The organism is Flavobacterium sp. N1994 (genome assembly GCF_025947145.1).
In the GTDB taxonomy this organism is placed as follows: Bacteria; Bacteroidota; Bacteroidia; order Flavobacteriales; family Flavobacteriaceae; genus Flavobacterium.
On sequence record NZ_CP109999.1, the window covers coordinates 3037157 to 3063498 of the forward strand.

Genomic DNA, 26342 nt, shown 5'->3' on the forward strand with positions numbered 1-26342 from the left:
TTGGCAAATAGAACTGCAATATAAGTAAGAAATGAAAAACAACAACAAAATAGCTATAGTTTCCGCATCACTTGGTGTTGGTGGTGCAGAGCGTTTTGCAGGTTTGTTGAGTTTTATGTTGCACGATTTAGGCTATGAAATACATCATATCATTATTTCGGATGAAATTGATTTTGAATATCAAGGTACTTTGGTCAACTTAGGAAAATTATTTGCTAATGAAAAAGGATTTTTTAGAGCTGTAAAAAAAGGAAAATATATTGCCAATTATCTTTTTGAAAATGATATTCAAGTTGTAATTGATAATCGTTCAAGACCTGTTTTCATTAGAGAAGTCTTTACCAAATGGATTTATGGTAAAAGAAGAACCTATTTTATGGTGCACAGTGCTAAATTGGATATGTATTTTTCTAAAGGAGCTAACTATTTATATAAAAAGGCCACTAAATTAGTTTGTGTTTCTAAAGCTATTGAAGATAAAATTTGCCAAAAATTCAATTTTAAAAATACAACAACTATTTATAATCCGATTATTTTTCCAGAAAGTCTTGCCCCAAAACCTAGTAATACTCCTGAAAACTATATTCTATTTTTTGGTCGATTAGAAGAAGAAATTAAAAACTTCACTCTATTATTAACTGCTTTTTCTCAGTCAAAAGTGTATGAAACAGGAATTCACTTGTTGCTCATTGGAGAAGGTTCAAGCAAGGATTTTATTATTGCAAAAATCAAAGAATTACAGTTAGAGGGTTTTGTTACAATGTTGCCTTTCCAAAATAATATTACGCCCTACATTCAACATGCTAAATATACTATTTTAACCAGTCGATTCGAAGGGTTTCCTATGAGTGTTGTTGAATCATTAGCAGCTGGTATTCCAGTAATATCAGTAGATTGCGAAACAGGGCCAAAAGAAATTATTCAAAATAACTATAATGGATTATTGGTTCAAAATTATGATGAAAAAGCGTTGTCAGAAGCCATTCATAATTTGATTTTTGATGAAAATTTGTATAGGATTTGCAAAAATAATGCTCAAAAAAGCGTAGAACACTTATCTTTGACAACCATTGCCCGACATTGGAAAAATTTATTAGAAGCAAAATGACAACCATCCACGACGTCCAAGTTATTGATATTAAAAAGGTACACGATACTCGTGGTAATCTTTCTGTTATTGAGGACAATGCTATACCATTCGAAATGAAAAGGGTTTATTATTTATATGATATTCCTAGTGGAGGTAGACGTGGTGGGCACTCACATAAAAATCAACAAGAGTTTTTAGTAGCGTTGAGCGGAAGTTTTGATGTGATTTTAAATGACGGAAGTGAAGAAAAAACAGTAACGCTTAACAAACCAAATGTTGGCCTACTTATCGTTAATGGGATTTGGCGCGAGTTGCATAATTTTTCTTCAGGTTCTGTTTGCTTAGTCTTGGCTTCAGGTATTTTTGAAGAAGCCGATTACATTAGAGATTATACAGATTATAAACTATCTAAAAACCGAATTTCCTAAGCCAATATTGGTTGTGAATTTTTGAAATTGGATAAGTATTTTCAATATAATTGCTGGCATTTTAAGTAGTATTCTTTTTTTCCAAGGTAGACTTTTCAAGTCTATGGTTGAATAAATTTCTTCAGCTAATTTGTAATTACTTAAGAGTTTACACTTTATCACCGCGGCAAACCGATTCAAATCGATGTATTGTTTTAATTTGGGATTTTGCTTTTCTAATAAAGCGTATTTATTGAAAGTATAAGGTTCAAAAAAGTAATTCCATTGCCTAGAAATACTACTTTCATCATACACATATTTTGCCAAAATTTCCCAAATAAATACGATAGGATAGTTAAGTCCAATACGAATCCATAACTCTGTATCTTCACATTTTTTAATTATCGGGTCAAAATTTCCCACAGTCCTCAAGACACTTTTGTGTATTGCAATACTTGATGTCCATAACACACATTCTTTTTGGCTGGCATCAAAGAAATTCACAATTTCAAAATAGGATATTTTGGGAATGGAATATTGAGCAGTAATACTTTTTTTATTGGTTTCAATTTCAATAGCGGTAGCAAATACTTTTTGTTCTGGTAGCTTTTGAATATAAGAATGCATGGTGGACAAAAAAGTGGGATGCCAAAAATCATCGGCATCTAAAAAGCAGATGAATTCTCCTTGTGCTTTTTCAATCCCAAAATTTCTTGCGATAGCTACTCCTTCATTTAATTTTGAAAAATAATGAATTCTAGGATCGTTATAAGACAAAATTTTAGCTTCGCTTTCATCCGTTGAACCATCATTGACAATAATAATTTCAAAATCAGTAAAAGATTGGTTTAAAACACTTTTCAATGTTTTTTTAACAAATGGTTCTTTGTTGAAAACTGGAATAATTATCGAAAAAAATGGCATAAGTCAATTTTGAATTCAAATATACTCAAAAGACGCATTTACTTCTTTTTAAAATGCTATTTTTGTCTATTATAATGCAAACAAAACCGCTTCACATCATCAGCTTTGACAATCCGTTTCCGCCAGATTTTGGTGGAGCTATTGATGTTTTTTATAAAGTTAAAGCTTTGCATGCTATTGGTTTTACTATTCATTTGCATTGTTTTTATGAGGATAGGGATGTCGTTTCAAATGAATTAAAAGCCATCACTGAAAAGGTTTACTTATATAAGAAAAACAAAAATCCATTTTTTCTTTTTTCTCAATATCCTTTCCCGGTGGTTTGCCGTTTTCGCAATGAATTAATCGAGAATTTAGCAAAAGTCGATGCGCCTATTTTTTTTGAAGGATTACATACGACTATGATTCTTCAAAAGATTAAATTAGATAATAAAAAATACTTGCGACTCCATAATATTGAGTCTAATTTTTATGCTGGAATGAGCCAGAATGAAACCAATTATTTTAAAAAGATAGCTTATCATTATGCCGCTCAAAAGTATATTGATTATCAGAAAAATATAGCCAACTTCGATCATGTTTTTACGCTTTCCACTTATGAGAACGACTTTGCAAAAACGATTACAGATAAGGTAAGTTATGTTCCGGTTTTTCATGGCAATGAACAGGTGGCGCCACTTTCTGAATATGGAAATTATGCTTTTTATCATGGCGATTTAAGATTGGCTGACAATAAGAATGCCGCTAAGTTTTTAATAAAAGTTTTTAAACAGATTGGTGATTACAAATTGATAATAGCTTCCTCTAATGGAAAAAAAATGGTTGAAAAGAGAACTAAAAATTTACCAAATATTGAGTTTGTTGAACTTAAAAATGATTCTCAATTAGACGATTTATTCAAGAATGCTCATATCAATGTAATGTTGTCTTTTCAAAAATCGGGGACAAAACTGAAAGTTATCAATTCGCTTTTTAAGAGTAGATTTTGTTTGGTTAATTCCAATATGGTTGATGATGAACAAGTGCTTAAATTTTGTGAACTTGCCCATTCAAAAGAAGAATTCATTGCGAAAATAAAAACACTAAGAAATCAACCTTTTCAAGATGTAGATAATAGAAATCAGGCTTTCTCCAAAGTGCTGAACGATATAAATAATGCAAAACAAATAGCTAAAATCATAGACTATGACATGGGATAGAGTTTCATTAGCCACCTTAATTTTTGAAAAAATTTCTTCAGAAAAAGAACAATTAAAACAACGGTTTTCTGCTTCTCAAAATGGTATAGGACATTTGTGGTTAGATGATTTGTTGCCAGATGAAATTGCAGAAAATATTGCAAAAGTATTTCCAGAACCGAATCAAATGGTCTTAAAAAAAAGCATCCGTGAAAACAAGTATATAGCCGCTCAAATGGATTTGTACAATCCGTTACTTGAAGAAATTATTTATGCGTTTCAAGACAAAAGAGTGGTTGCGGTTATAGGTGAAATTTGCAATGTTAAGCATCCTATTCCTGATGAATATTTATATGCTGGAGGTATTTCCTTAATGGGAAGCAAACAATTTCTCAATCCCCATTTAGACAATTCTCATGACAAAGACCGCAATTTATGGCGTGTGCTGAATTTATTGTACTATGTGACACCCAATTGGAAAGAAGAATACGGTGGTAACTTAGAACTTTGGCCTAATGGATTAGATCAGAAGCCCATCACAATTCATAGTAAATTCAATCGTTTGGCGATTATGGAGACCCATAATAATTCGTTGCATTCGGTTTCACCAGTAGTTTTTGAAGGGTATCGACGTTGTGTTTCTAATTATTATTTTTCTGATTCTCCTTTATTGGCTTCAGATAGCTTTCATGTGACTTCATTTCGTGGTAGACCTGAAAATAAATTATCTGATTTAATTTTGAGAACCGACACTTTTTTAAGAATGTGTTTGCGTAAAATTTTCAAAAAAGGCATCAAAGAAAATCCACACGTTTACAAGAAAAAAGAGAATTAATGCCATCATTTTTTGTAAAATATAAATTTCATTTTCTCCTAATACTAATTGGGTTGCTTTGGATTTCTCTCTTTGATTTTATGACCCAAATGAGTAGTCAAGGCGTGATGCATTCTGATTCTTTCAACTATCAAGAGTCGGCCAAAAACTTATATGTTTTTTACAGAGGTCATAACTATCGGCCTATTTTAATGGCGGCAATTTCTGGAATTCCTTATCTATTTGGAGGTTCTGATGAAAGTATTTTTACCTTCGGTTTTTATGTTAATCTGGTTTGTTGGCTAGCCACTTCATTATTGCTGTTTGACATTTTAAAAAAAACGATCAAGCCAAAAAATGCTTTTCTTTTCTCGTTGCTATATTTCTTTACAGTGGGCAATACAGCACATGTTTTTCATTTGTTGACTGAGACGATTTATATTTTTATGTTTGTTTTGGCCTTTTACTTTTTGCTAAAATATTATGAGAAACACCGTTTTTTATGGCTTTCTTTAGCGTTAAGCGTATTCGTTTTAAGTATGCTAATTAAACCAGGTTCTAAGTTTTTGGCAATTGTTTTCGTGGTTTGTTTTATCAAAATTATTTTCAAAAATTACAAATCAAAAGCAAGTTGGTTTTTGTATGGTAGTTTGTTTTTGGTCTTTATTCAGTGTGCCGGAATGAAATACCAATTCGGAGATTTTACAGTTAGTTATATTGATGCCCCGACTTATTATGGCTATATTGGAAGTAAGGCTATGTGTATCAAGTATGGCAAAGAATACAGTCAAATAAATAACCCAAGAGCAGATTATATTTTTAGTAATGAATCTAAAAATCAAAAAATAATTGCGGCTGAGGATTTTAAAAAGCAATTGCAGTTTAATAAAATCAATTTGTTAAAGGCATATTTCTCAGATGTTATAGAGAATACTAAGAGTGGTAACAGTTGTCTTTATGAATGTAAAAATCTAAGAAGAGTAAATCAAAGTTTCTTTGATGTGTCAAAAAACGTATTATTTGCTATCACTAAATGGCAAAACCGACTTTTTACTTTAGTAGCCCTTCTGTTATCAGCTTACTTTTTATTTAATAATTACAGAAAGGAAAGAGTATACTTTTTTATGGCCTTTTTTATTACTTATATCATTTTGCTTTCGGGAATATCTTGTGGTCAAGGCGATAGATTTCACCTAGTGACTTTTCCTTTTATGATAGTGCTTTTGGCAAAATTTTTATCAGAAAGAAAACAACTTAAACCGTTTTTTGAACCACTTCAAAAATAGTATTGTCTTCGCATTTCAAAGTTTTCGCTGGGAATTTCATAATTACAGCATAATCGTGGGTAGCCATAATCACCGTTTTTCCATTTTCATTGATTTTTTTCAAAACAGCTAATACTTCCGCACTAGTTTGTGGATCAAGGTTTCCTGTCGGTTCATCAGCAAGGATTAATTCAGGGTCGTTTAGCAAAGCTCTAGCAATAGCCACTCTTTGTTGTTCACCACCCGATAGTTGATGAGGCATTTTGTTAGTCAGACCTTTCATACCAACACTATTCAACACTTCATCGATTTTAGTTTGCATTTCGGTTTTGTCTGTCCAGCCCGTTGCTTTTAAGACAAATAGCATGTTCTCATTGACACTTCGGTCAGGCAATAATTGAAAATCTTGAAAAACAATCCCTAATTTTCTTCTCAAAAACGGAATGTCATTTTCTTTTAAACCGACTAAATCGTAACCCACAATGTTTCCAGTTCCAGTGGTTAATTGCAAATCACCATAAAGGGTCTTCATAAAACTACTTTTTCCAGTTCCTGTTTTCCCAATGATGTATAGAAATTCACCTTCTTTAACTTCAAGATTTATTTGTGATAAAATCACTCTATTTTCTTGATAAATAGTTGCGTTTTTTAGAGATAAAATAGTTTCTGACATGAGTAATTCCATTTATTGGGTAAAAATAGTAAATATAAATTCCAATTTCCAAATTCTAAATCCCATAATAAAAATTGTTTAAAAGAATGTTTATAATAAAAGCTGTAGTTTTTACGTTATAGGTAATAGGACACTATTTTTGGGATAGAAAAAATAAAAAACATGCGTAAATTTTTAATGTTATTTTTTCTGCTTTCTATAGCAGGGATAAATCAGGTTTCAGCACAGCAGTCGGCTATTTATACGAGTAACTTGTCGGAATTTGACAACGCTATTTCATTGTTTAAAGACAAACAGTACCAATCGGCACAAATTCTTTTTGAAAAAGTAAAACACGAAAACAACAATCAGGATGTTCAAGCGGATTGTGCCTACTATGTTGGTATTTGCGCTATTCATTTGAATCAGAATAATGCTGATGAGTTAATCGAAAAATTCATTTCGGATTATCCAACAAGTTCCAAACAAAATCAAGCCTATATTGAAGTGGCTCAATATTATTTTGAGCAAGGTAAGTTTCCGCAAGCTTTAGAGTATTTTAATAAAGTAGATGAAAACGCTTTAACGTATGAGCAAACAGAAAAATTTACCTTCCAAAAAGGATATGCATACTTTACGGCAGGAGACAAAAAAGAAGCGGCTAGTTATTTCAACAAAGTGATTAATTCAAAGGAATATGGAGTGCAAGCCAATTATTACTTAGGTTTTATGGCTTATGAAGGGGATAATTATAAAGAAGCTAACAAGTATTTCAAACAAGTAGAAACCGAGGAAAAATACTCAGAGAAATTATCATATTTCAAAGCAGATATGGCATTCAAATCGGGTGATTTCCAAAAAGCTATTGATGCTGGAGTTTCGGCTATGCCTAAATCAAATGCTTCTGAAAAATCAGAATTGAATAAAATCATCGGAGAAAGCTACTTCAATTTGCAACAATACGATAAAGCATTGCCTTATCTAAAAGAATACAAAGGCAAAAAAGGAAAATGGAGTAACACCGATTTTTATCAATTAGGGTACACTTATTACCAGCAAAAAGACTACGAAAATGCTATTGCACAGTTTAATAAAATCATTGATGGTAAAGACTCGGTAGCGCAAAACGCTTATTATCATTTGGGAGAATGTTATTTCAAAACCGATAAAAAACAACAAGCCTTAAACGCTTTTAAAAGTGCTTCTGAAATGGATTTTGATTTAAAAATTCAAGAAGATGCTAATTTAAATTATGCAAAATTGAGTTACGAAATAGGAAACTCGTATCAATCGGTTCCTGATGTTTTGTCTGCGTTTTTAGCTAAATATCCAAATTCGTCAAGCAAAAATGAAATCGAAGGATTGCTGATTAATTCGTACATCACTTCAAAAAATTATAAAGCAGCTTTGACTTTATTGGAAAAAAATAACACTCCTGAAAACAGAGAAGCGTACCAAAAAGTATTGTTCTACAGAGGAATCGAATTGTTTACTGATGGTACTTATGCAGAGGCATTGAGCATGTTTAAGAAATCTATCGCCAATCAAAAAAATGCAAAAATCACGGCTCGTGCTACTTTTTGGAAAGGAGAAACCGAGTATGTTTTAGATAATTTTAATGATGCATTAGTAAGCTTCAAACAATTTGCAGATTCGGCGGAAGCCAAAACAACTCCTGAATATAAGAATATCAATTACAATATTGCGTATGCCTATTTCAAACAAAAAGAGTATGACCAAGCAGGTAATTATTTCCAAAGTTTTGTAGATGGGAATAAAGATGACAAAGTACGTTTAAACGATGCTTACTTAAGACTTGGAGATAGCCGATTTGTTTCTTCTAAATATTGGCCAGCAATGGATGCTTACAATAAAGCGATAGAAATGAAAGGGATTGATGCCGATTATGCCGCCTTTCAAAAAGCATTAAGCTATGGTTTTGTTAGCAAAAACGATAAGAAAATAGAGGATTTCAATTCGTTTCTTGCAAAATTCAAAACCTCACAATATCGAGATGATGCATTATTCGAGTTAGGAAATACTTATGTTACCGAAAACAAAACAGATTTAGCCATTAAAACGTATGACCAATTATTAAGCGAATTTAAAAATGGTTCATTTGCTTCAAAAGCGATTTTACGTCAAGGGTTAGTGTATTATAATTCCCAAAAAGATGAATTGGCTATTGCCAAATTTAAAAAGGTAGCTTCCGATTACCCTAGAACTCCAGAAGCTTTGGAAGCGGTTTCAACAGCTCGTTTGATTTACATGGATAATGGAAAAGTAAATGAATATGCTGCTTGGGTTAAAACATTAGATTTTGTAGAAGTTTCAGATGCTGATTTAGATAATGATACATATGAATCAGCTGAAAAACAATATTTGCAAAACAATACCAAGCAAGCCATAACTAGTTTGACAAGCTATGTTTCTCAGTTTCCCAACGGAATTCACGCTTTGAAAGCTAATTTCTATTTAGCACAATCTTTATTTGCTGATGGAAAAGAAGTAACTGCTATTCCCAATTATGAATTTGTTATCAGTAAACCAAGAAACGAATTCACAGAGCAGTCTTTAGCACGTTTAGCAGAAATTCATTTGAAAAAAGACGATTATACCAAAGCCGTTCCAGTATTACAACGTTTAGAAACAGAAGCTGATTTTCCTCAAAACGTAACTTTTGCTCAAGCCAATTTGATGAGAGCGTATTATGATCAAAAGGATTATCCTAATGCAGTGGTTTATGCTGATAAGGTATTAGCAAACCCAAAAACTGACAACAAAATAAAAAGTGATGCTCAAATTATCGTGGCTCGTTCTGCTATTAAGGCTAATGATGAACCCAAAGCAAGAACAGCTTACGCTAAATTGTTAACCATAGCTAAAGGTGAAGTAGCGGCAGAAGCTTTATATTATGATGCTTATTTCAAAAACAAAGATGGCAAATTTGAAGATTCGAATAAAACAGTTCAAAAATTAGCTAAAGATTATTCGGGGTATAAATATTTTGGTGCCAAAGGGTTGATTGTTATGGCTAATAATTATTACCAAATGAAAGACAATTTTAGTGCTACTTCCATTTTAGACAGTGTAATTAAAAACTTCAAAGAATTTGATGATGTAATTGCAGAAGCACAAGCGCAACTCAAAATAATAAAAGGTGAAGCAGCCAAAACGAATTCATCATTAACTGAATAAGCCCAAATAAATGAAATTTATGAAAATCAATTTTCAACATAAAATAACAATAATAGCTTTTCTTTTTGCAATCCAATTTTCATTTGCACAAAAGAAAGACGACAATATCGGAACCGAAGTGGTGAATGTGGTAAAACCCTACACGCCAACTATTTCAGATGCTTTTAAAGTTAAGGAAACTCCAACGTTGGACGATGATGACACTTCGAAGAAAGAGAATATAAAATATAATATTTTTTCCTTTCCAGTAGCGTCTACATTTACACCTTCAAAAGGAAAAGCAGCTAATGTTGACAAAAGTGCCGAAGAAAAAATATTCAGCAACTATTTAACTTTAGGAGCAGGAAATTTTGGAACCATTAGTGCTGAGCTTTTCATTACGCAAAGTATTAGTAATACGGATTATTTTGGTGGAATGTTACGTCACAATTCTTCACAAGGAGGAATAAAAGACTTGCCGTTAGATGATAAATTCTTCAATACAGCCTTAGATTTAACTTACGGGAGTAGAACTAAAGCCATGAGTTGGAATGCTGATCTAGGCTACCAACACCAAGTATATAATTGGTATGGAATTCACCCCGGACTTTTTACTGACGCCACCATTGCAACAATCAACGAACAACAAACGTATCATACATTGTATGTTGGAGGAAGATTAGGCTTAAGTGATAGTTTTCTTAAAGAAAGTACTTTGAAATTCAGTCGGTTTTGGGATGCATTTGGCTCAGCCGAAAATCGATTTGTTGCCAAACCATCTTTAGAATTTGATATTGTAGAACAAAAAATTAAAGCCGATTTTGTGTTGGATTATATCAATGGTTCTTTTGATAAAACATACAATGGTGGAAGTTCTTTTAAATATGGTTTTACTAATGTTGGTTTTCAGCCAAGCGTAAAAATTCACAAAGGAGATTTAACCATAAATGCTGGTGTTGGATTTTTCTATAGTGCTGCACAAGAAGCTGGACAAAGCAAGTTCTTTATTTATCCACAGGTTACGGGTTCCTATAAAATCGTTGGAGATTTAATGGTTTTCTACGCTGGTTTAGAAGGTGCTTTGCATCAAAATTCTTTTCATGATTTTGTTCAGGAAAATTTCTTTGTATCTCCAACAATTGGTATAGGGCCAACCGATCAAAAATACGATATCTATGCGGGATTAAAAGGAAAACTTGCTAGTAGCGTAAGTTATAATATCCGTGGTTCATACAAAAATGAAGAAGGGAAGGCCTTATTCAAAAGCAATATCTATGATCAATTTAATACGAATACGGATGGTTATACATTTGCCAATTCTTTTGATGTGGTATATGATAAAGTAAAAACGTTAAGTTTCTTCGGAGAATTAAAAGCTGATTTTTCTAAAAACGTTTCTTTCGGTATCAACGGAACTTTTAGTAGTTTCACCACTGATGTTGAAAAAGAAGCTTGGAATTTGCCAGCCATAAAATTAGCGTCAACCCTAGATGTAACCATTACTCCAAAATGGTATGCTGGAACTAGTTTGTTCTTCGTAGGAGAAAGAAAAGACCTCTTCAGGCAAGCTACTGTTTCGCTTCCTTTTCCTCCAGATGAAAACATCACACTTAAAAGCTATTTCGATTTGAATGCTCATGTTGGATACAAATATAGTGAGCGTTTATCCTTCTTCTTAAAAGGAAATAATTTAGCGAATCAAGGATATGAAAGATGGTCAAATTATCCTGTGCAAACAATACAAGTTTTAATTGGAGCGAATTATAAATTTGATTTTTAATAGAAATTAAATCAAAAGGAATCCTGTTAAGTATATTTGCTTTACAGGATTTTTTATTTCCAACTATGACATTCAAACAACAAATCCTTCATCGCTACAAAGAGCTCGTTCAAGACAGAATTGATGTTTTTCAAGATATGATTGCTGGTTTAACTATTGATGCACAAAATGATGCCAAAGGTTCAGCTGGAGATAAACATGAGACAGCTTTGTCAATGATGCATATCGAACAAGAAAAACTCAATCACAAGCTCAAAGAAATACTAGAACAAAAAAGTATTCTTGATAAAATTGATGCTTCGCAAATTCATAAAAAAGTAGCTTTGGGAAGTTTAGTTCAAGCCAATGGTATGTTGCTTTTTATAAGTGTGGCTTTGCCAAAAATAACTATTGACAATAAAACTATTTTTGCACTTTCACCACAATCACCTCTCGGAAGCAAATTAATGGGGAACCAAGTCGACTTTTCATTTGATATGAATGGGAAGTGGTATACTATTGAAAGTGTTTTATAACAAATTCTAACTCAAAGTTACATTTTTCTATTTTTTAACTTTCATAAGTTAATAGTATTTTGTTTTTTAGTTATAATTTATAATTAAATAGTTAATTATGTTTTTCATTTATAACTATTATACCATCTTTGCCCCATCAAAATAAAATAAAAGAATATGTGCGGAATTGTATGTGCCTTTGATTTAAAACAAAAAGCAGAAGTATTAAGACCAAAAGTGTTGGAAATGTCAAAAATTATCCGTCACCGTGGTCCAGATTGGAGCGGAATTTACAGCGATGAGAAAGCAATATTAGCTCACGAACGTTTGGCTATTGTTGATCCTGCTTCGGGTAAACAACCTTTGTTTAGTCAAGATAAAAAATTGGTTTTAGCGGCCAATGGTGAAATATATAATCACAGAGAGTTACGAAAACAATTTGATGGGAAATACCAATTCCAAACGGAAAGTGACTGCGAAGTTATTTTAGCACTTTATCAAGAAAAAGGCGTTCACTTCATTGATGAAATGAATGGAATATTCGGATTTGCGATTTATGATGTGAAGAAAGATGAATATTTTGTAGCTCGTGACCACATGGGAATTATTCCATTATACATTGGTTGGGATCAAAACGGAACCTTTTATGTGGCATCAGAATTAAAAGCTTTAGAAGGATATTGTACTAAAATACAATTATTCCCTCCTGGACATTATTTATCAAGCAAAGACGGCGAATTTGTGCAATGGTACAAAAGAGAATGGACAGACTACGATGCCGTAAAAGAAAATGCAACTAGCATTGAAGAAATTAAGAAAGCATTAGAAGCAGCTGTTCACCGTCAATTGATGAGTGATGTGCCTTATGGAGTGTTATTATCAGGAGGATTGGATTCTTCTATTACTTCGGCAGTCGCCAAAAAATATGCTCAAAAACGTATCGAATCTGGTGATACTGTTGATGCTTGGTATCCACAATTACACTCGTTTGCCGTAGGTTTAGAAGGTTCGCCTGATTTAGCAGCAGCGCAAGTAGTAGCCGATCATTTAGGAACCATTCACCACGAAATAAAATTCACCATTCAAGAAGGATTAGATGCTGTTCGAGATGTGATTTATAATTTGGAAACTTACGATGTGACGACTGTTCGTGCCTCAACGCCAATGTATTTGATGGCAAGGGTCATCAAGTCAATGGGAATTAAAATGGTACTTTCAGGCGAAGGTTCAGATGAATTGTTTGGTGGCTATTTGTATTTCCATAAAGCACCAAATGCTAAAGAATTTCATGAAGAAACCGTTCGTAAATTAAGCAAATTACACATGTACGATTGCTTACGTGCCAACAAAAGTTTAGCTGCTTGGGGAATCGAAGGACGTGTGCCATTTTTGGATAAAGAATTTATGGATGTGGCTATGCGAATCAACCCACAAGACAAAATGATTAATGGGGAAAGAATGGAAAAATGGGTGTTAAGGAAAGCTTTTGAAGATATGTTGCCAGCCAGTGTTGCTTGGAGACAAAAAGAACAATTTAGTGATGGAGTAGGATACAGTTGGATTGATACTTTGAAAGAAATGGTAGCCAAAGAAATTTCGGATGACCAATTAGCAAATGCTAAATATAAGTTTCCGTTGCAAACACCAACATCAAAAGAAGAATATTATTACCGTTCTATTTTTAACGAACATTTCCCAAGTGATGCAGCAGCTTTATGTGTTCCCCAAGAAGCAAGTGTAGCATGTAGTACCAAAATTGCATTAGAATGGGATGCGGCCTTTAAAAACATGAATGATCCTTCTGGTAGAGCTGTCGCAAATGTGCACGATGATGCCTATGTAAAAGCATAAAAGCGATAGTATTCGCTTTAAAAAGAAACTCAATGGTAAAGTATTGAGTTTAGATTGAAGTTTAGTTTGTTTGTTAAAAACGCTCGGCATTTTTGTTGAGCGTTTTTTTGTTGAAATCATGCCAAAAATGTTAATAACTTAAAGGTTTTAAAGCCAATTTTGAATAGGAAATCCTATGCGTTTTTATATATTTGCTCGTTAGACAAAATTAGATTTTTTACGATAAAATAATATGAGCGACGAGATTAAAAAGAACAGTTATTCGGCCGATAGTATTCAGGCATTAGAAGGAATGGAGCACGTAAGAATGCGCCCTTCCATGTATATTGGAGATACTGGAGTTAGAGGTTTGCATCACTTGGTTTATGAAGTGGTAGATAACTCTATCGATGAGGCTTTAGCTGGACATTGTGACACTATCGGTGTTATTATAAACGAAGATAATTCGGTTACCGTTGAAGATAACGGACGTGGAATTCCTGTTGACATGCACAAAAAAGAAGGTGTGTCAGCTCTTGAGGTGGTAATGACCAAAATTGGTGCAGGAGGAAAGTTTGATAAAGATTCCTATAAAGTTTCTGGAGGTCTTCACGGAGTTGGAGTTTCCTGCGTAAATGCACTTTCTGATCATTTGAGAGCTACTGTTTTCAGAGAAGGAAAAGTGTACGAGCAAGAATACGAAAAAGGAAAAGCAATGTATCCTGTAAAGCAAATTGGCGAAACAACCAAACGCGGAACCATGGTTACTTTCCATCCTGATAAAAGTATCTTTACACAAACTATAGAATACTCCTACGATACCCTTGCTGGACGTATGCGTGAGTTGTCTTTCTTGAACAAAGGAATCACAATAACACTTACGGATAGAAGAGATGTAAATGATAAAGGGGAATTCAATTCAGAAGTTTTTCATTCCAAAGAAGGATTAAAAGAATTTGTTCGGTTTTTAGATAAAGGTAGAGAAGCTATCATTTCGCATGTAATTGGCATGGAAAATGAAAAAGGGGAAGTTCCTGTTGAAGTAGCATTGGTTTATAACACTAGCTATTCTGAAAACATTTTCTCTTATGTAAATAATATCAATACTCACGAAGGAGGAACGCATTTGCAAGGTTTCCGTATGGGATTAACCCGTACCTTGAAAAAATATGCTGATGCTTCTGGACTTTTAGATAAATTGAAATTTGAGATTTCAGGGGATGACTTCCGTGAAGGATTAACCGCTATCATTTCAGTAAAAGTTTCAGAGCCTCAATTTGAAGGACAAACTAAAACCAAATTGGGTAACAGAGAAGTAGTTTCTCCAGTATCTCAAGCAGTGGCTGAAATGTTAGAAAACTATTTGGAAGAAAATCCAAATGATGCTAAAATCATTGTTCAGAAAGTTATTCTAGCAGCTCAAGCACGTCATGCAGCTAAAAAAGCACGTGAAATGGTACAACGTAAAACCGTTTTAGGCGGTGGAGGTTTACCAGGAAAATTGTCTGATTGTTCAGAACAAGATCCAGCAAAATGCGAAGTGTATCTTGTAGAGGGAGATTCGGCGGGTGGAACTGCTAAGCAAGGTCGTGATAGAAACTTTCAAGCGATTTTGCCTTTGAGAGGTAAGATTCTGAATGTGGAAAAAGCCATGCATCACAAGGTATTTGAAAACGAAGAGATTCGAAATATATTCACCGCACTAGGGGTTACCATTGGTACGGATGAAGATTCTAAAGCCTTGAACTTAGAAAAGCTGCGTTATCATAAAGTAATCATCATGTGTGATGCCGACGTCGACGGTAGTCACATTTCTACCTTAATATTAACGTTCTTCTTCCGATTTATGAAAGAACTGATTGAAGGCGGACACGTTTATATTGCAGCACCACCTTTATATTTAGTTAAAAAAGGAAACAAAAAAGAATACGCTTGGAATGATGATCAACGTGATTCAGCTAATGAGAGAATGGGAGGAAGTGCAGCGATTCAACGTTACAAAGGTCTAGGGGAAATGAATGCTGAGCAATTATGGGAAACTACCATGGATCCAAACTTTAGAACTTTACGTCGTGTAACTATCGATAGTTTAGCGGAAGCCGATAGAGTATTCTCTATGTTGATGGGAGATGAAGTGCCACCAAGAAGAGAGTTTATAGAGAAGAATGCAGTGTATGCTAAGATAGATGCATAGATTATTTTAAATTTTGAATTATAAATTTTAAATGATTCAAAATTTAATGTTCAATTTAAAATTCAAAATTTATAATTTAAAATAAAATCAATGAAAGTTACGATTGTAGGAGCAGGAAACGTTGGTGCCACTTGTGCTGATGCTATTGCTTACAGAAGAATTGCCAGCGAAATTGTGTTGGTAGATATTAGAGAAGGTTTTGCAGAAGGAAAAGCTTTAGACATTACCCAAACACAAACTACTTTAGGGTTTAATACTAAAGTTACTGGAAGTACAAATGATTATGCAAAAACAGCAGGAAGCGATGTTGTAGTTATTACATCCGGAATTCCTAGAAAGCCAGGAATGACTCGTGAAGAATTAATTGGAATCAACGCTGGTATTGTGAAGTCGGTTGCAGAAAGCTTATTGCAACATTCTCCTAAGGCAATTTTTGTTATAGTCTCTAACCCAATGGATACTATGACTTATTTGACTTTTAAATCTTTAGGATTACCAAAAAATAGAGTTATCGGAATGGGAGGAACTTTAGATAGTTCTCGATTCAAAACCTACTTGTCACTTGCTTTAGACAAACCTGCGAATGACATTCAAGGAATGGTAATTGGAGGTCACGGAGATACTACTATGATTCCGTTAACAAGATTAGCTTCTTATAATGGAGTGCCAGTTTCTGAATTTTTATCGACAGCCGAATTAGAAAAAGTTTCCGCAGATACTATGGTGGGAGGCGCTACATTGACGGGGTTATTAGGAACTTCTGCTTGGTATGCTCCAGGAGCTTCTGTTTCTTATTTAGTAGATGCTATTTTGAATGACCAAAAGAAAATGATTCCTTGTTCAGTATATCTAGAAGGAGAATATGGACAGAGTGATATTTGTATCGGAGTGCCATGTATCATTGGTAGAAACGGTGTAGAGAAGATTGTTGATATTACTTTAAATGATGAAGAAAAAGCCAAATTTGCTAAGAGTGCTGATGCAGTAAGAGCGATGAATGGTGATTTGAAATCGATATTAGGTTAAGGGATATTTACCACCTAAATTATAAAAAGAGATTGTACTGCAAAGTGCAATCTTTTTTTGTTTTTAAGCCACTACTAACGCCCGTCTATAGGGATATAAAAATTAACCGTATAAACGGTTCAGTTTATAGGCATAAACAAAACGGTTTATAGGCATAAATCATTCAGTTTATAGGCATAAACTAAACGGTTTATCAGCATAAATAAAAAGATTATAATTTGAGACTCAAAAAAACTACAATTTTCACCCTATTTTTTTTGATATTAATCGATAAAATATTGGTTAATCACACTTAGAATTATATATTTGCACGTTTCAAAAAAAGCCGAAACCTTGTAAATACAAAGGATTATAGTCTAAGCCCTTGTATTTCAGGAGTTTTTTGCTTTTAAAAACCAATAATATTAAACCAAAGAATTAATTAATTTTTAGTAATAATGCAGAATAAAGGACTAGTTAAATTTTTCGCAATACTATTTGCATTGGTAAGTATCTACCAACTTTCATTCACATTTGTGGCCAACAAGGTAAAAAATGATGCCAAGGCTTTTGCAGGAGGACATCCTGAAAAAGAAATTAAATATCTTGACTCTATTGGAAAAGAAAAAGTTTTCAGTTTAGGGTTTACCGATTTTAATTACAATGAAGTAAAAGATAAACAAATCAATAAAGGTCTTGACCTTGAAGGAGGAATTAACGTTATTCTACAAATATCTGTAAAAGATGTATTGAAAGGATTGTCTAATTACTCTAAAAACCCAGTTTTCAATAAAGCGTTAGAAGATGCAACTAGAGACAGAGTGGGGAATCAAAGTTACTTAGATGCTTTTTATATTGCTTTTGATAATGAGTCAAGAGGGACTGTGAAATTAGCAGATCCTAGTATTTTTGCGAATAGAAATTTACAAGGAGAAATTGATTTCAAAATGACAGATGCTCAAGTGAAAAAAGTCTTGGGTAAAAAAGTTGATGAGTCAGTAGAATCTGCCTTTGGTGTATTAAGAAAACGTATCGATAAGTTTGGGGTAACTCAACCAAATATAGCTAAATTAGGTCAAACAGGAAGAATCTTGGTAGAATTACCAGGAGCTAAAGATGTTGACCGTATTAAAAAATTATTACAAAGTACCGCTCAATTAGAGTTCTGGGAAACTTATAAAGCAGAAGAATTAATGGGCTTCTTAGGTTCGGCTAACGAGGCTTTGAAAGCAACCGTTAAAACGGATGAGAAAGTAGCTGCTGCAAAACCTGCAGATTCATTGACTAAATTGTTAACAGACAAAGACAAAGATTCAACGGCTACAAAAAAAGGAAAAAACCCTTTATTTGATAAATTCATTTCTCAAGGTGGAGGACCAATCTTAGTTATTGCTTCGCCAAAAGATACTGCTGTAATCAACGGTTATTTAAAAAGACCAGAGATTCACAACTTATTACCAGCAGACAAACGTTACGCTAAATTTGTTTGGGGAAAACCAGAAGTTAAAGTAGATGAAAAAACCAAAAAAGAAACAGAAACTGTTGGTTTGTATGCTTTAAAAGGTAACAGAGACAATGTAGCGCCGTTAAGTGGTGGTGTTATTGTAGATGCTATGGATACGTTTGACCAAATGGGTAAACCAGCCGTTTCTATGCAAATGAACGGACAAGGTGCAAGAGTTTGGGAAGAATTAACAGGAAGAGCTTACACTCAAAAAAGCTATATCGCTATTGCTTTAGATAACATTGTGTATTCTGCACCTGGAGTTACTTCAGGTCCAATTTCTGGAGGTAGATCTGAAATCTCTGGAAACTTTGATATTGCTGAAACTAAAGATTTAGCCAACGTATTAAGAGCTGGTAAATTACCTGCTGCTGCCGAGATTGTACAATCTGAAGTAGTTGGACCTTCTTTAGGTCAAAAAGCTATTGATGCAGGTACAACATCGTCTATTGTTGGATTCTTATTAGTATGTTTATGGATGGTGTTCTATTACGGAAGAGCGGGTTGGTATGCTAACGTTGCGCTTTTAGTGAACTTACTTTTCTTATTCGGAATCTTAGCAAGTTTAGGTGCGGTTTTAACTTTACCAGGTATTGCAGGTATCGTGTTAACATTAGGTACAGCAGTAGATGCGAACATCATCATCTATGAAAGGGCAAAAGAAGAGCTAAGGGATGGGAAGTCATTAGCTGATGCAGTAAAAGCATCTTACGGTTGGAAAGGAGCTATGCGTTCTATCATTGATGCAAACGTTACTCACGTTTTAACTGGAGCTATTTTATTCATCTTCGGTACTGGTCCAATCCAAGGATTTGCAACTACTTTATTAATTGGTATTTTCACTTCGTTATTTACTTCTATCTTCATCGCAAGAATGTTTATTGATAGAGATATCGCGAAAAATGCTAACTTAACATTTACAACTAACTTAACTAAAAATTGGTTTACAGGTTTCCATTTTGATTTCATTGGAATTAAAAAATGGTCATATTTAATTTCCTCTATTGTTATTATTGGAAGTTGTGTTTCATTTTATGTTAATGGTTTAGACGAAGGTGTTGATTTTGTTGGAGGAAGAACGTTCCAAGTGAAATTTGAAAAACCAGTAGAACCTACTCAAGTATCAGATGAATTATCAGCTGAATTTAAAACAGGGGTTGAGGCTAAAGTATTTGGTGAAGATGACCAATTAAAAATTACAACAAAATACAAAATTAAAGAAGATGGAGTAGGAGTTGATAAAGAAGTTAATGAAAAATTATACAATGGCTTGAAAAAATATTTCAACGCTAATATGACTTATGATAAATTCATCAATACTTATGACGGAAAACAAGTAGGAGTATTGCAAGCTTCTAAAGTAGGAGCTGCGATTTCTGCCGATATTAAGACTAACTCATTCTGGGCGGTTTTAGGAGCTATGTTAGTAGTTGGTTTATATCTTGTAATTTCCTTCCGTAAATGGCAGTATTCTCTTGGAGCATTAGCTGCAGTAGTCCATGACGTTATCTTTGTATTAGGTATTTATTCTATTTGTTACAAGTTCATGCCTTTCCACATGGAAATGGATCAGCACTTTATCGCAGCTATCTTAACAGTAATTGGATACTCTATGAATGATACCGTAATTGTATTTGACAGAATTAGAGAGTTCTTAGCTGGAGACAGAAAAGGACACTTTAAAGATGTGGTAAATGCTTCTATTAATACTACGTTATCAAGAACATTAAATACTTCGTTAACGATGATTATGGTATTATTAATCATGTTCATTTTTGGTGGAGAATCAATCAGAGGATTTATCTTCGCTATGTTGATTGGTATTATCGTAGGAACTTATTCATCGTTATTCATAGCAACACCAGTTTTAGTGGATACCATGAGCAAAGAAGCTATTGAAGATATTGAAAAAAGACACGGTAACTAAGTTACTTAGTTTATATATATTTGAAAAAGGGTTGTCAGTGTGGCAACCCTTTTTTTGTTAAATTTGTTACAAGAGATGGTAAATAAATATTCTTTAAAAATGAAAAGTAAAATTTTAAATCTACTATTGATTCTTACCTCGCTGATAGGTTATTTAGAGTGGGGGAAATCAAATCATTTATTTCTATTTCAAGTTGAAATGGAACTATTTTCAAAAATGTTTACACATCCAAGTACAGTACTTCATCCTTTTGTATTGCTTCCTTTTTTGGGACAATTACTATTGTTAATTACCCTTTTTCAGTCCACAACTAAAAGAACACTTACTTTTATAGGTATTGTCGCTTTGACCTTATTATTAGGATTTATGTTTGTGATTGGAGTTATGAGCTTAAATATCAAAATATTAGGTTCTACTATTCCATTTTTAGTGGTCGCTATTTTGACTATTAGTTATAATTTCAAAAATGTAACGCCAGTATAATAAAAAAACCGAACTAATTGTTCGGCTTTTTTATTATTTATCTTTCTTGATTATATTTCTCAATACGGCTTTGTCAGGGTAATTGATAACTTCTAAGGTGATTTCTTTTCCTTTTCTGGTTTTGCCATAGATGACATAGAGTTTACCTCCTTCTTCTTTGATATTGCTTTTATCAAAATCAACATCACCATTAGTCAAGGTGTTTTTGATGTCAAGTGTATCTACCCAATCTTCTGAAAGTCTTCGCGAGGCTTCAATATCATAAAGGAACGGCTTAGTTCTTAAGTCATTTAAAACTCGGGCATTGGGAAAATAATTGCAACGTGTGTCTTTTCCGCTGAATACAACAGCAACAAAAAAACAGCCCATAACTAAACCTACTAAGTAGTAGGCGAAACGTTGGTAAAACTTCATAGTAGATTAATTTTTGGCAAAAGTAATCAATGTTCTATATCCAATACATTTTTAAGGGAAGTTTATTATTAAAAAACAATCAAATTAATATCATTATCTGGTAAATTGAACCAATCGCCAATCGCTTTGTTGGTTAAAATTCCATGATAGAGATAGACTCCATTTTTCAACCCTTTATTACAACGGATAGCACTCTCTAAACCACCATCTTCAGCAATTTGAAGAAGGTAAGGTGTGATAATATTGCTAATAGAAAGCGAAGCCGTTTTGGAATATCGAGAAGGGATATTCGGGACGCAATAATGAATAATGTTATTTTTGATAAAAGTTGGATTTTCGTGAGTTGTTACTTCCGAAGTTTCAAAACAACCTCCAGTATCAATACTAATATCAACAATTACAGCTCCTTTTTTCATGTGTTCTACCATCGTCTCAGTAACAACAACTGGGCAACGTTCTTTACCTCGCAAAGCTCCAATCGCCACATCACATCTTCGCAAAGCTTTTAACAATGATTTTGGCTGAATAGTAGAAGTAAATATTCTTTGATTTAAATTATTTTGTAAACGACGTAGTTTGGTGATGGAGTTGTCAAAAACTTTTACATTGGCTCCTAAGCCTAAAGCAGTTTTTGCGGCAAATTCTCCAGCAGTTCCAGCGCCAAGAATCACTACATCGGTAGGGGGAACTCCAGTGATATTGCCTAGTAATAATCCTTTTCCGAATTCGTTGTTAATCATTAATTCGGCTGCAATTAATACTGAGGCCGTTCCTGCGATTTCGCTTAATGATTTCACAGCAGGATAGGAACCGTCTTCATCTTTGATGTATTCAAAAGCTAGAGCCGTTATTTTTTTCTTGGCTAAAGCTTCGAAATATTCTTTTTTTCGAGTCTTTAATTGAATGGCAGAAATGACAATGGTATTGCTATTGACTAAGGCAATTTCCTCCATGGTTAAAGGTTCGACCTTGAGTATCATGGGGCAACTTAAAACTTTTTTGGCATCTTTAGTAATCGTTGCTCCAGCATCGCTGAATTCTTTGTCGGTATAGCTTGAACTTAATCCAGCACCCGATTCAATCATTACTTTATGACCGTGAGAAGTCAGTGAATTAACTGCATCGGGAGTTAAGCAAATACGTCTTTCTTGATAAGAAGTTTCTTTGGGTATTCCTATGAAGAGCTCGCTTTTATGACGATATACTTCTAATTTTTCCTCTTGAGGTAAAAGCTGTTGCTTTGTGAAAGGGGTAATAGCCATACTGCACAATTGAATTTTGCACCAAATTACAAAAATTTATTCAATTAGCTCAATGTTAAATGTCTTTTACCGTCGATGGTTTGCGTTAATTTAGCCACCGAAAAATCATCAGGAAGTAAATTCGGAATTTTTTCTGCCCATTCGATAAGGCACCAATTTCCTGAAAATAAATAATCGTCAACACCCATATCTAAGGCTTCGGTCTCCGATTTTAATCGGTACATATCAAAATGATACACCCATTGATTATCATTGGTTTTGTATTCGTTTACTAACGAAAAAGTTGGACTACTTGTAGCATCTTGAACTCCAAGTTGTTTTGCCAAAGCCTTTATTAATGTTGTTTTTCCAACACCCATATTGCCATGAAAAAGCATTACTTTATTTGGGTTTTCGGCGATGATTTTTTGAGCTACTTCTTGAATTTCATCTAATGAAAAAATGATTTCCATAGGTCTAATAAACTATTTTGGATTAAAAACTAAAAACGGCACTATCATTTCTTCTAATGAAATTCCGCCATGTTGATAGGTATTTCTATAGTAACTAACGTAGTGATTATAATTGTTGACATAAGCCAAGAAAAAATCATTCTTTGCAAAAATATAAGAACTACTCATATTGATGGTTGGCAAACCAATTTTTTTAGGATCTTTTACAGCGTATACTTCCTTATCTTCATAAGTCAAACTTCTTCCGGTTTTATAACGCAGATTTAAACTAGTGTTTTTATCGCCAATCACTTTTGAAGGGTTTTTTACATTGATTGTTCCGTGGTCAGTAGTGATGATTAATTTGAATCCTAATTTTTGGGCTTGTTGAATAATTTCTAATAAAGGAGAGTTTTTAAACCAACTTAGTGTCAGGGAACGATAGGCTTTATCATCTGAAGCTAATTCTTTTACCACATCCATTTCTGTTTTGGCATGTGAAAGCATATCCACAAAATTATAAACGACGGTTACCAATTGGTTGTCTTTTAATCCTTTGAAGTTTTCAGCTAATTTTTTACCACTGGTTAAATTGGTAATTTTAAAATAATCTTGTTTGATATTTAAACCTAATCGTTTTAAATGAGCAGTAAGAAACTCGGCTTCATAAAGATTTTTTCCGCCATCTTCGACATCATTTTTCCAATATTGCGGGAACTGCTTTTCCATTTCTAATGGTGTTAAACCAGAGAAAATAGAATTTCGAGCATATTGTGTTGCAGTTGGTAAACTAGCGTAATATGGGACTTCTTTTTCAAGTTTATAATGATTGCTAACGACACCTTCAATAGCTTTCCATTGGTCGTAACGAAGATTATCTATAACTACAAAAAGGACAGGTTTATCTTTTTTAACCAATTCGGGAACAACTAATTCTCTGAACAAGGTATGAGATTGAATGGGTCTATCAGCTTTCGGTTCAAACCAATCTTCGTAATTACGTTCAATGAATTTTCCAAACTGCGAATTGGCTTCTACTTTTTGGCTTTCTAGAATTTCAAACATACTTTGATCGTTAATGTTTTCTAATTCCAATTCCCAAAAAAGTAATTTTTTATATAATTCTACCCAATCTTCATAGCTGTTTACCATGGCCATTTCCATAGCAATTTTTCGGAATTCTTTTTGATAATCTAAGGTTGTTTTTTCTGAAATTAATCTTGAATGGTCTAGGTTTTTCTTTAAACTTAGTAATATTTGATTTGGATTCACAGGTTTTATCAAATAGTCGGCTATTTTAGAACCTATGGCTTCTTCCATGATATATTCTTCCTCACTTTTGGTAATCATAATCATCGGTGTGGATGATTTTTTTTCTTTCATTTCTGAAAGTGTTTCCAAACCGCTCATTCCAGGCATGTTCTCATCAAGAAAGACTATGTCAAAATTGCCATCTTCAAAAGCATCAACAGCATCCCGACCATTATTAAAAGTAGTTACCTTATAATTTTTCTTTTCAAGGAATAAAATGTGTGGTTTAAGTAAATCAATTTCATCATCTACCCACAGAATTTTTATCGTATCCATAATCGTTATTGTTTGGTTGCAAATTACTATTTATAAAACGCAGTATTATTAAAATTATTATAAAACTGAAAAAGTTTTTTGATTTAGATAAACACAATACTATCAACTGATAATTATCATTTTTATATGAAATGGGAAGTGATACTTTTGAAGAAAAGAAGAAACATGAAAATCGAACAAATTTATACCGGATGTTTGGCTCATGTAGCCTATTATTTAGAAAGTGATGGGGAAGCCGCTATTTTTGACCCTTTGAGAGAAGTCCAACCCTACATTGACAGAGCTAGGAAAGATATTGCCAAAATAAAATATGTTTTTGAAACTCATTTTCATGCCGATTTTGTCTCGGGACATTTAGATTTAGCTTCAAAGGAAAAGGCTACCATTGTTTACGGACCAACAGCAAAACCCAATTTTGAAGCTTTGATTGCCAAAAATAATCAGATTTTTGAGGTCGGGAAGTGCAAGGTAAAAGCCATTCATACTCCGGGACATACTATGGAAAGCACTTGTTATTTATTGATAAATGAAGAGGGGAAAGAGTTTGGAATTATAACAGGAGATACTTTGTTTATTGGAGATGTTGGAAGACCAGACTTGGCACAACATGTTATTGCAGATTTAACACAAGATAAATTAGCTCGATTATTATTCCACTCTTTAAGAGAAAAAATCATGCCTCTTGCAGATGACTTGATTGTTTATCCAAATCATGGAGCAGGAAGTGCTTGTGGTAAAATGATGAGTAAAGAAATCACAGATACTTTAGGAAATCAAAAAAGAACGAATTATGCTTTAAATCCACAATTCACAGAAGACGAATTTGTATTGGCCATATTGACTGGGCTGAATACTCCTCCAGCATATTTTCCTAAGAATGTTTTAATGAATATTCAAGGCTATGAAAGTTTGGATGCCGTTATGCTTCGGGGTCAGAAACCATTTGATGCCAAAACTTTTGAACTTGTTGCTAATGAAACGCAAGCTTTAATTTTGGACACCCGTAAAGCATCAGAATTTTGTAAAGGGTTTATTCCCAATAGTATCAATATTGGATTGGAAAGTAATTTTGCTATGTGGGTTGGGGAATTAATCCCCGATTTGAAACAACAGATTTTAATCGTAGCAGATGATAATGAGAAAGTTCAAGAAACTATTATTCGATTGTCAAGAGTAGGTTATGATTATTGCATTGGCTATTTGGATGGGGGTTTTCAGACCTGGAAGAATGTCAATAAAGAAATCGATACTATAGATAGAATCACCGCAGAGGATTTAGTTATTTTGGAAGAAATTCATAAAGTGCCCATTTTTGATGTTAGAAAGCGAAGCGAATTTCAGTCAGAGCATATTGTTGGGGCTCAAAATGTTCCTTTAAATGAAATCAATAATTATTTGGATGCATTCCCAAGAGACCAATTTTTTGTAATTCATTGTTTGGGTGGATATCGTAGTATGATTGCAGCTTCTATATTAAAACAAAGAGGATTTGAAAATTTTGCAGATGTAGTAGGAGGGTTCAACGAAATCAAAATAACAGCAACTCCAATTTCAGACTATGTTTGTCCGACAACATTATTATAGCATAGTCAAAAGAATGTTAAAGTGTATCTGACATTTGTAATATTAATTACATTTGAGGAACTGTTGAAGTCAATATTAATTTAAATTTATAAAAATGAAAAAAGTAATTTCAATGATGGCAGTGGTGGCATTTTTATTCTCTATGAATGTTAATGCACAAGAAAAGCCAAAAGAAAAAAAGAAAGAAGTAGCTAAAACAGAAAAAACATGTGCTGCTGGTGAAAAGAAAATGTGTGCTGCAGGAGAAAAAAAATCTTGTTGTGCTGCTAAAAAAGCAGAAGAAAAAAAATAATTTATTTTTCTTTTATGAAAAAAGTGCTTGAAAATTCAAGCACTTTTT

The 26342-nt window shown here is 33.4% G+C and carries 21 protein-coding genes; 15 read left to right on the forward strand and 6 right to left on the reverse strand.

Translation table 11 applies throughout. The annotated features are described in order from the left end of the window. The first annotated feature begins 31 nt into the window (after positions 1–31). Positions 32–1108: a glycosyltransferase gene (locus tag OLM53_RS13545; RefSeq protein WP_264520755.1), complete on the forward strand. Its 1077-nt coding sequence runs from the start codon at positions 32–34 to the stop codon at positions 1106–1108. Beyond that, on the forward strand, positions 1105–1518 hold the full coding sequence (locus OLM53_RS13550) for a sugar 3,4-ketoisomerase (RefSeq protein WP_264520756.1): 414 nt from the start codon (positions 1105–1107) through the stop codon (positions 1516–1518). The genes OLM53_RS13545 and OLM53_RS13550 overlap by 4 nt, the downstream gene beginning before the upstream one ends. Here OLM53_RS13550 and OLM53_RS13555 read toward each other — a convergent pair. Then, complete coding sequence (locus OLM53_RS13555) at positions 1495–2421, reverse strand: glycosyltransferase family 2 protein (RefSeq protein WP_264520757.1); 927 nt, start codon at positions 2419–2421, stop codon at positions 1495–1497. The genes OLM53_RS13550 and OLM53_RS13555 overlap by 24 nt on opposite strands. 62 nt (positions 2422–2483) lie before the next feature. On the opposite strand from OLM53_RS13555, the gene OLM53_RS13560 reads away from it, so the two are divergent. The 3 genes from OLM53_RS13560 to OLM53_RS13570 are packed head-to-tail and all read left to right on the forward strand — an operon-like array spanning position 2484 to position 5699. After that, positions 2484–3620, forward strand: coding sequence for a hypothetical protein (locus OLM53_RS13560; protein ID WP_264520758.1), 1137 nt, complete (start codon positions 2484–2486; stop codon positions 3618–3620). After that, complete coding sequence (locus OLM53_RS13565) at positions 3607–4434, forward strand: 2OG-Fe(II) oxygenase (protein WP_264520759.1); 828 nt, start codon at positions 3607–3609, stop codon at positions 4432–4434. The genes OLM53_RS13560 and OLM53_RS13565 overlap by 14 nt, the downstream gene beginning before the upstream one ends. Further along, the gene (locus OLM53_RS13570) at positions 4434–5699 is read left to right on the forward strand and encodes an ArnT family glycosyltransferase (protein WP_264520760.1); all 1266 of its coding nucleotides are present in this window, start codon (positions 4434–4436) and stop codon (positions 5697–5699) included. Before OLM53_RS13565 ends, OLM53_RS13570 begins: the two co-directional genes overlap by 1 nt. Here OLM53_RS13570 and OLM53_RS13575 read toward each other — a convergent pair. Next, positions 5668–6351, reverse strand: coding sequence for a cell division ATP-binding protein FtsE (locus OLM53_RS13575; protein WP_264520761.1), 684 nt, complete (start codon positions 6349–6351; stop codon positions 5668–5670). The two genes, OLM53_RS13570 and OLM53_RS13575, sit on opposite strands and share 32 nt — an antisense overlap. A gap of 162 nt (positions 6352–6513) precedes the next feature. On the opposite strand from OLM53_RS13575, the gene OLM53_RS13580 reads away from it, so the two are divergent. From OLM53_RS13580 to OLM53_RS13615, 8 genes are all read left to right on the forward strand, one after another. Further along, positions 6514–9528, forward strand: a complete 3015-nt coding sequence (locus OLM53_RS13580) for a tetratricopeptide repeat protein (protein WP_264520762.1) — start codon at positions 6514–6516, stop codon at positions 9526–9528. 19 nt (positions 9529–9547) lie between these two features. Then, entirely contained in the window at positions 9548–11287 is a 1740-nt protein-coding gene (locus OLM53_RS13585; RefSeq protein ID WP_264520763.1) for a TonB-dependent receptor, read from the forward strand. A 65-nt stretch (positions 11288–11352) separates the two neighbouring features. Then, a complete protein-coding gene (locus OLM53_RS13590; protein ID WP_264520764.1) occupies positions 11353–11802 on the forward strand; it encodes a hypothetical protein in 450 nt (149 codons plus the stop codon). Positions 11803–11958: 156 nt separating this feature from the next. Next, a complete protein-coding gene (gene asnB / locus OLM53_RS13595) occupies positions 11959–13632 on the forward strand; it encodes an asparagine synthase B (RefSeq protein WP_264520765.1) in 1674 nt (557 codons plus the stop codon). A 232-nt stretch (positions 13633–13864) separates the two neighbouring features. Continuing rightward, a complete protein-coding gene (gene gyrB / locus OLM53_RS13600; protein ID WP_264520766.1) occupies positions 13865–15805 on the forward strand; it encodes a DNA topoisomerase (ATP-hydrolyzing) subunit B in 1941 nt (646 codons plus the stop codon). Between the two features lie 90 nt (positions 15806–15895). Then, positions 15896–16831 (forward strand): malate dehydrogenase, encoded by a 936-nt coding sequence (gene mdh, locus OLM53_RS13605; protein ID WP_264520767.1) that lies wholly within the window; start codon positions 15896–15898, stop codon positions 16829–16831. 437 nt (positions 16832–17268) lie between these two features. Continuing rightward, a complete protein-coding gene (gene secDF / locus OLM53_RS13610) occupies positions 17269–20241 on the forward strand; it encodes a protein translocase subunit SecDF (RefSeq protein WP_264520768.1) in 2973 nt (990 codons plus the stop codon). Between the two features lie 99 nt (positions 20242–20340). After that, a complete protein-coding gene (locus OLM53_RS13615; protein ID WP_264520769.1) occupies positions 20341–20724 on the forward strand; it encodes a hypothetical protein in 384 nt (127 codons plus the stop codon). Between the two features lie 33 nt (positions 20725–20757). On the opposite strand, the gene OLM53_RS13620 is transcribed toward OLM53_RS13615, so the two are convergent. The 4 genes from OLM53_RS13620 to OLM53_RS13635 all read right to left on the reverse strand — a co-directional run bounded on the left by OLM53_RS13620 (position 20758) and on the right by OLM53_RS13635 (position 24418). Then, complete coding sequence (locus tag OLM53_RS13620; protein WP_264520770.1) at positions 20758–21138, reverse strand: DUF4258 domain-containing protein; 381 nt, start codon at positions 21136–21138, stop codon at positions 20758–20760. A 68-nt stretch (positions 21139–21206) separates the two neighbouring features. Then, positions 21207–22400: an alanine dehydrogenase gene (locus OLM53_RS13625; RefSeq protein WP_264520771.1), complete on the reverse strand. Its 1194-nt coding sequence runs from the start codon at positions 22398–22400 to the stop codon at positions 21207–21209. 44 nt (positions 22401–22444) lie between these two features. Continuing rightward, positions 22445–22852, reverse strand: coding sequence for a tRNA (adenosine(37)-N6)-threonylcarbamoyltransferase complex ATPase subunit type 1 TsaE (gene tsaE / locus OLM53_RS13630; RefSeq protein WP_264520772.1), 408 nt, complete (start codon positions 22850–22852; stop codon positions 22445–22447). Between the two features lie 12 nt (positions 22853–22864). After that, positions 22865–24418: a bifunctional response regulator/alkaline phosphatase family protein gene (locus OLM53_RS13635; protein ID WP_264520773.1), complete on the reverse strand. Its 1554-nt coding sequence runs from the start codon at positions 24416–24418 to the stop codon at positions 22865–22867. Between the two features lie 165 nt (positions 24419–24583). On the opposite strand from OLM53_RS13635, the gene OLM53_RS13640 reads away from it, so the two are divergent. Then, complete coding sequence (locus OLM53_RS13640; protein WP_264520774.1) at positions 24584–26002, forward strand: MBL fold metallo-hydrolase; 1419 nt, start codon at positions 24584–24586, stop codon at positions 26000–26002. Positions 26003–26096: 94 nt separating this feature from the next. Beyond that, positions 26097–26294 carry a hypothetical protein gene (locus OLM53_RS13645; RefSeq protein WP_264520775.1) on the forward strand — a complete coding sequence of 66 codons (198 nt, stop codon included), beginning with the start codon at positions 26097–26099 and terminating at the stop codon, positions 26292–26294. Positions 26295–26342 lie beyond the last annotated feature (48 nt).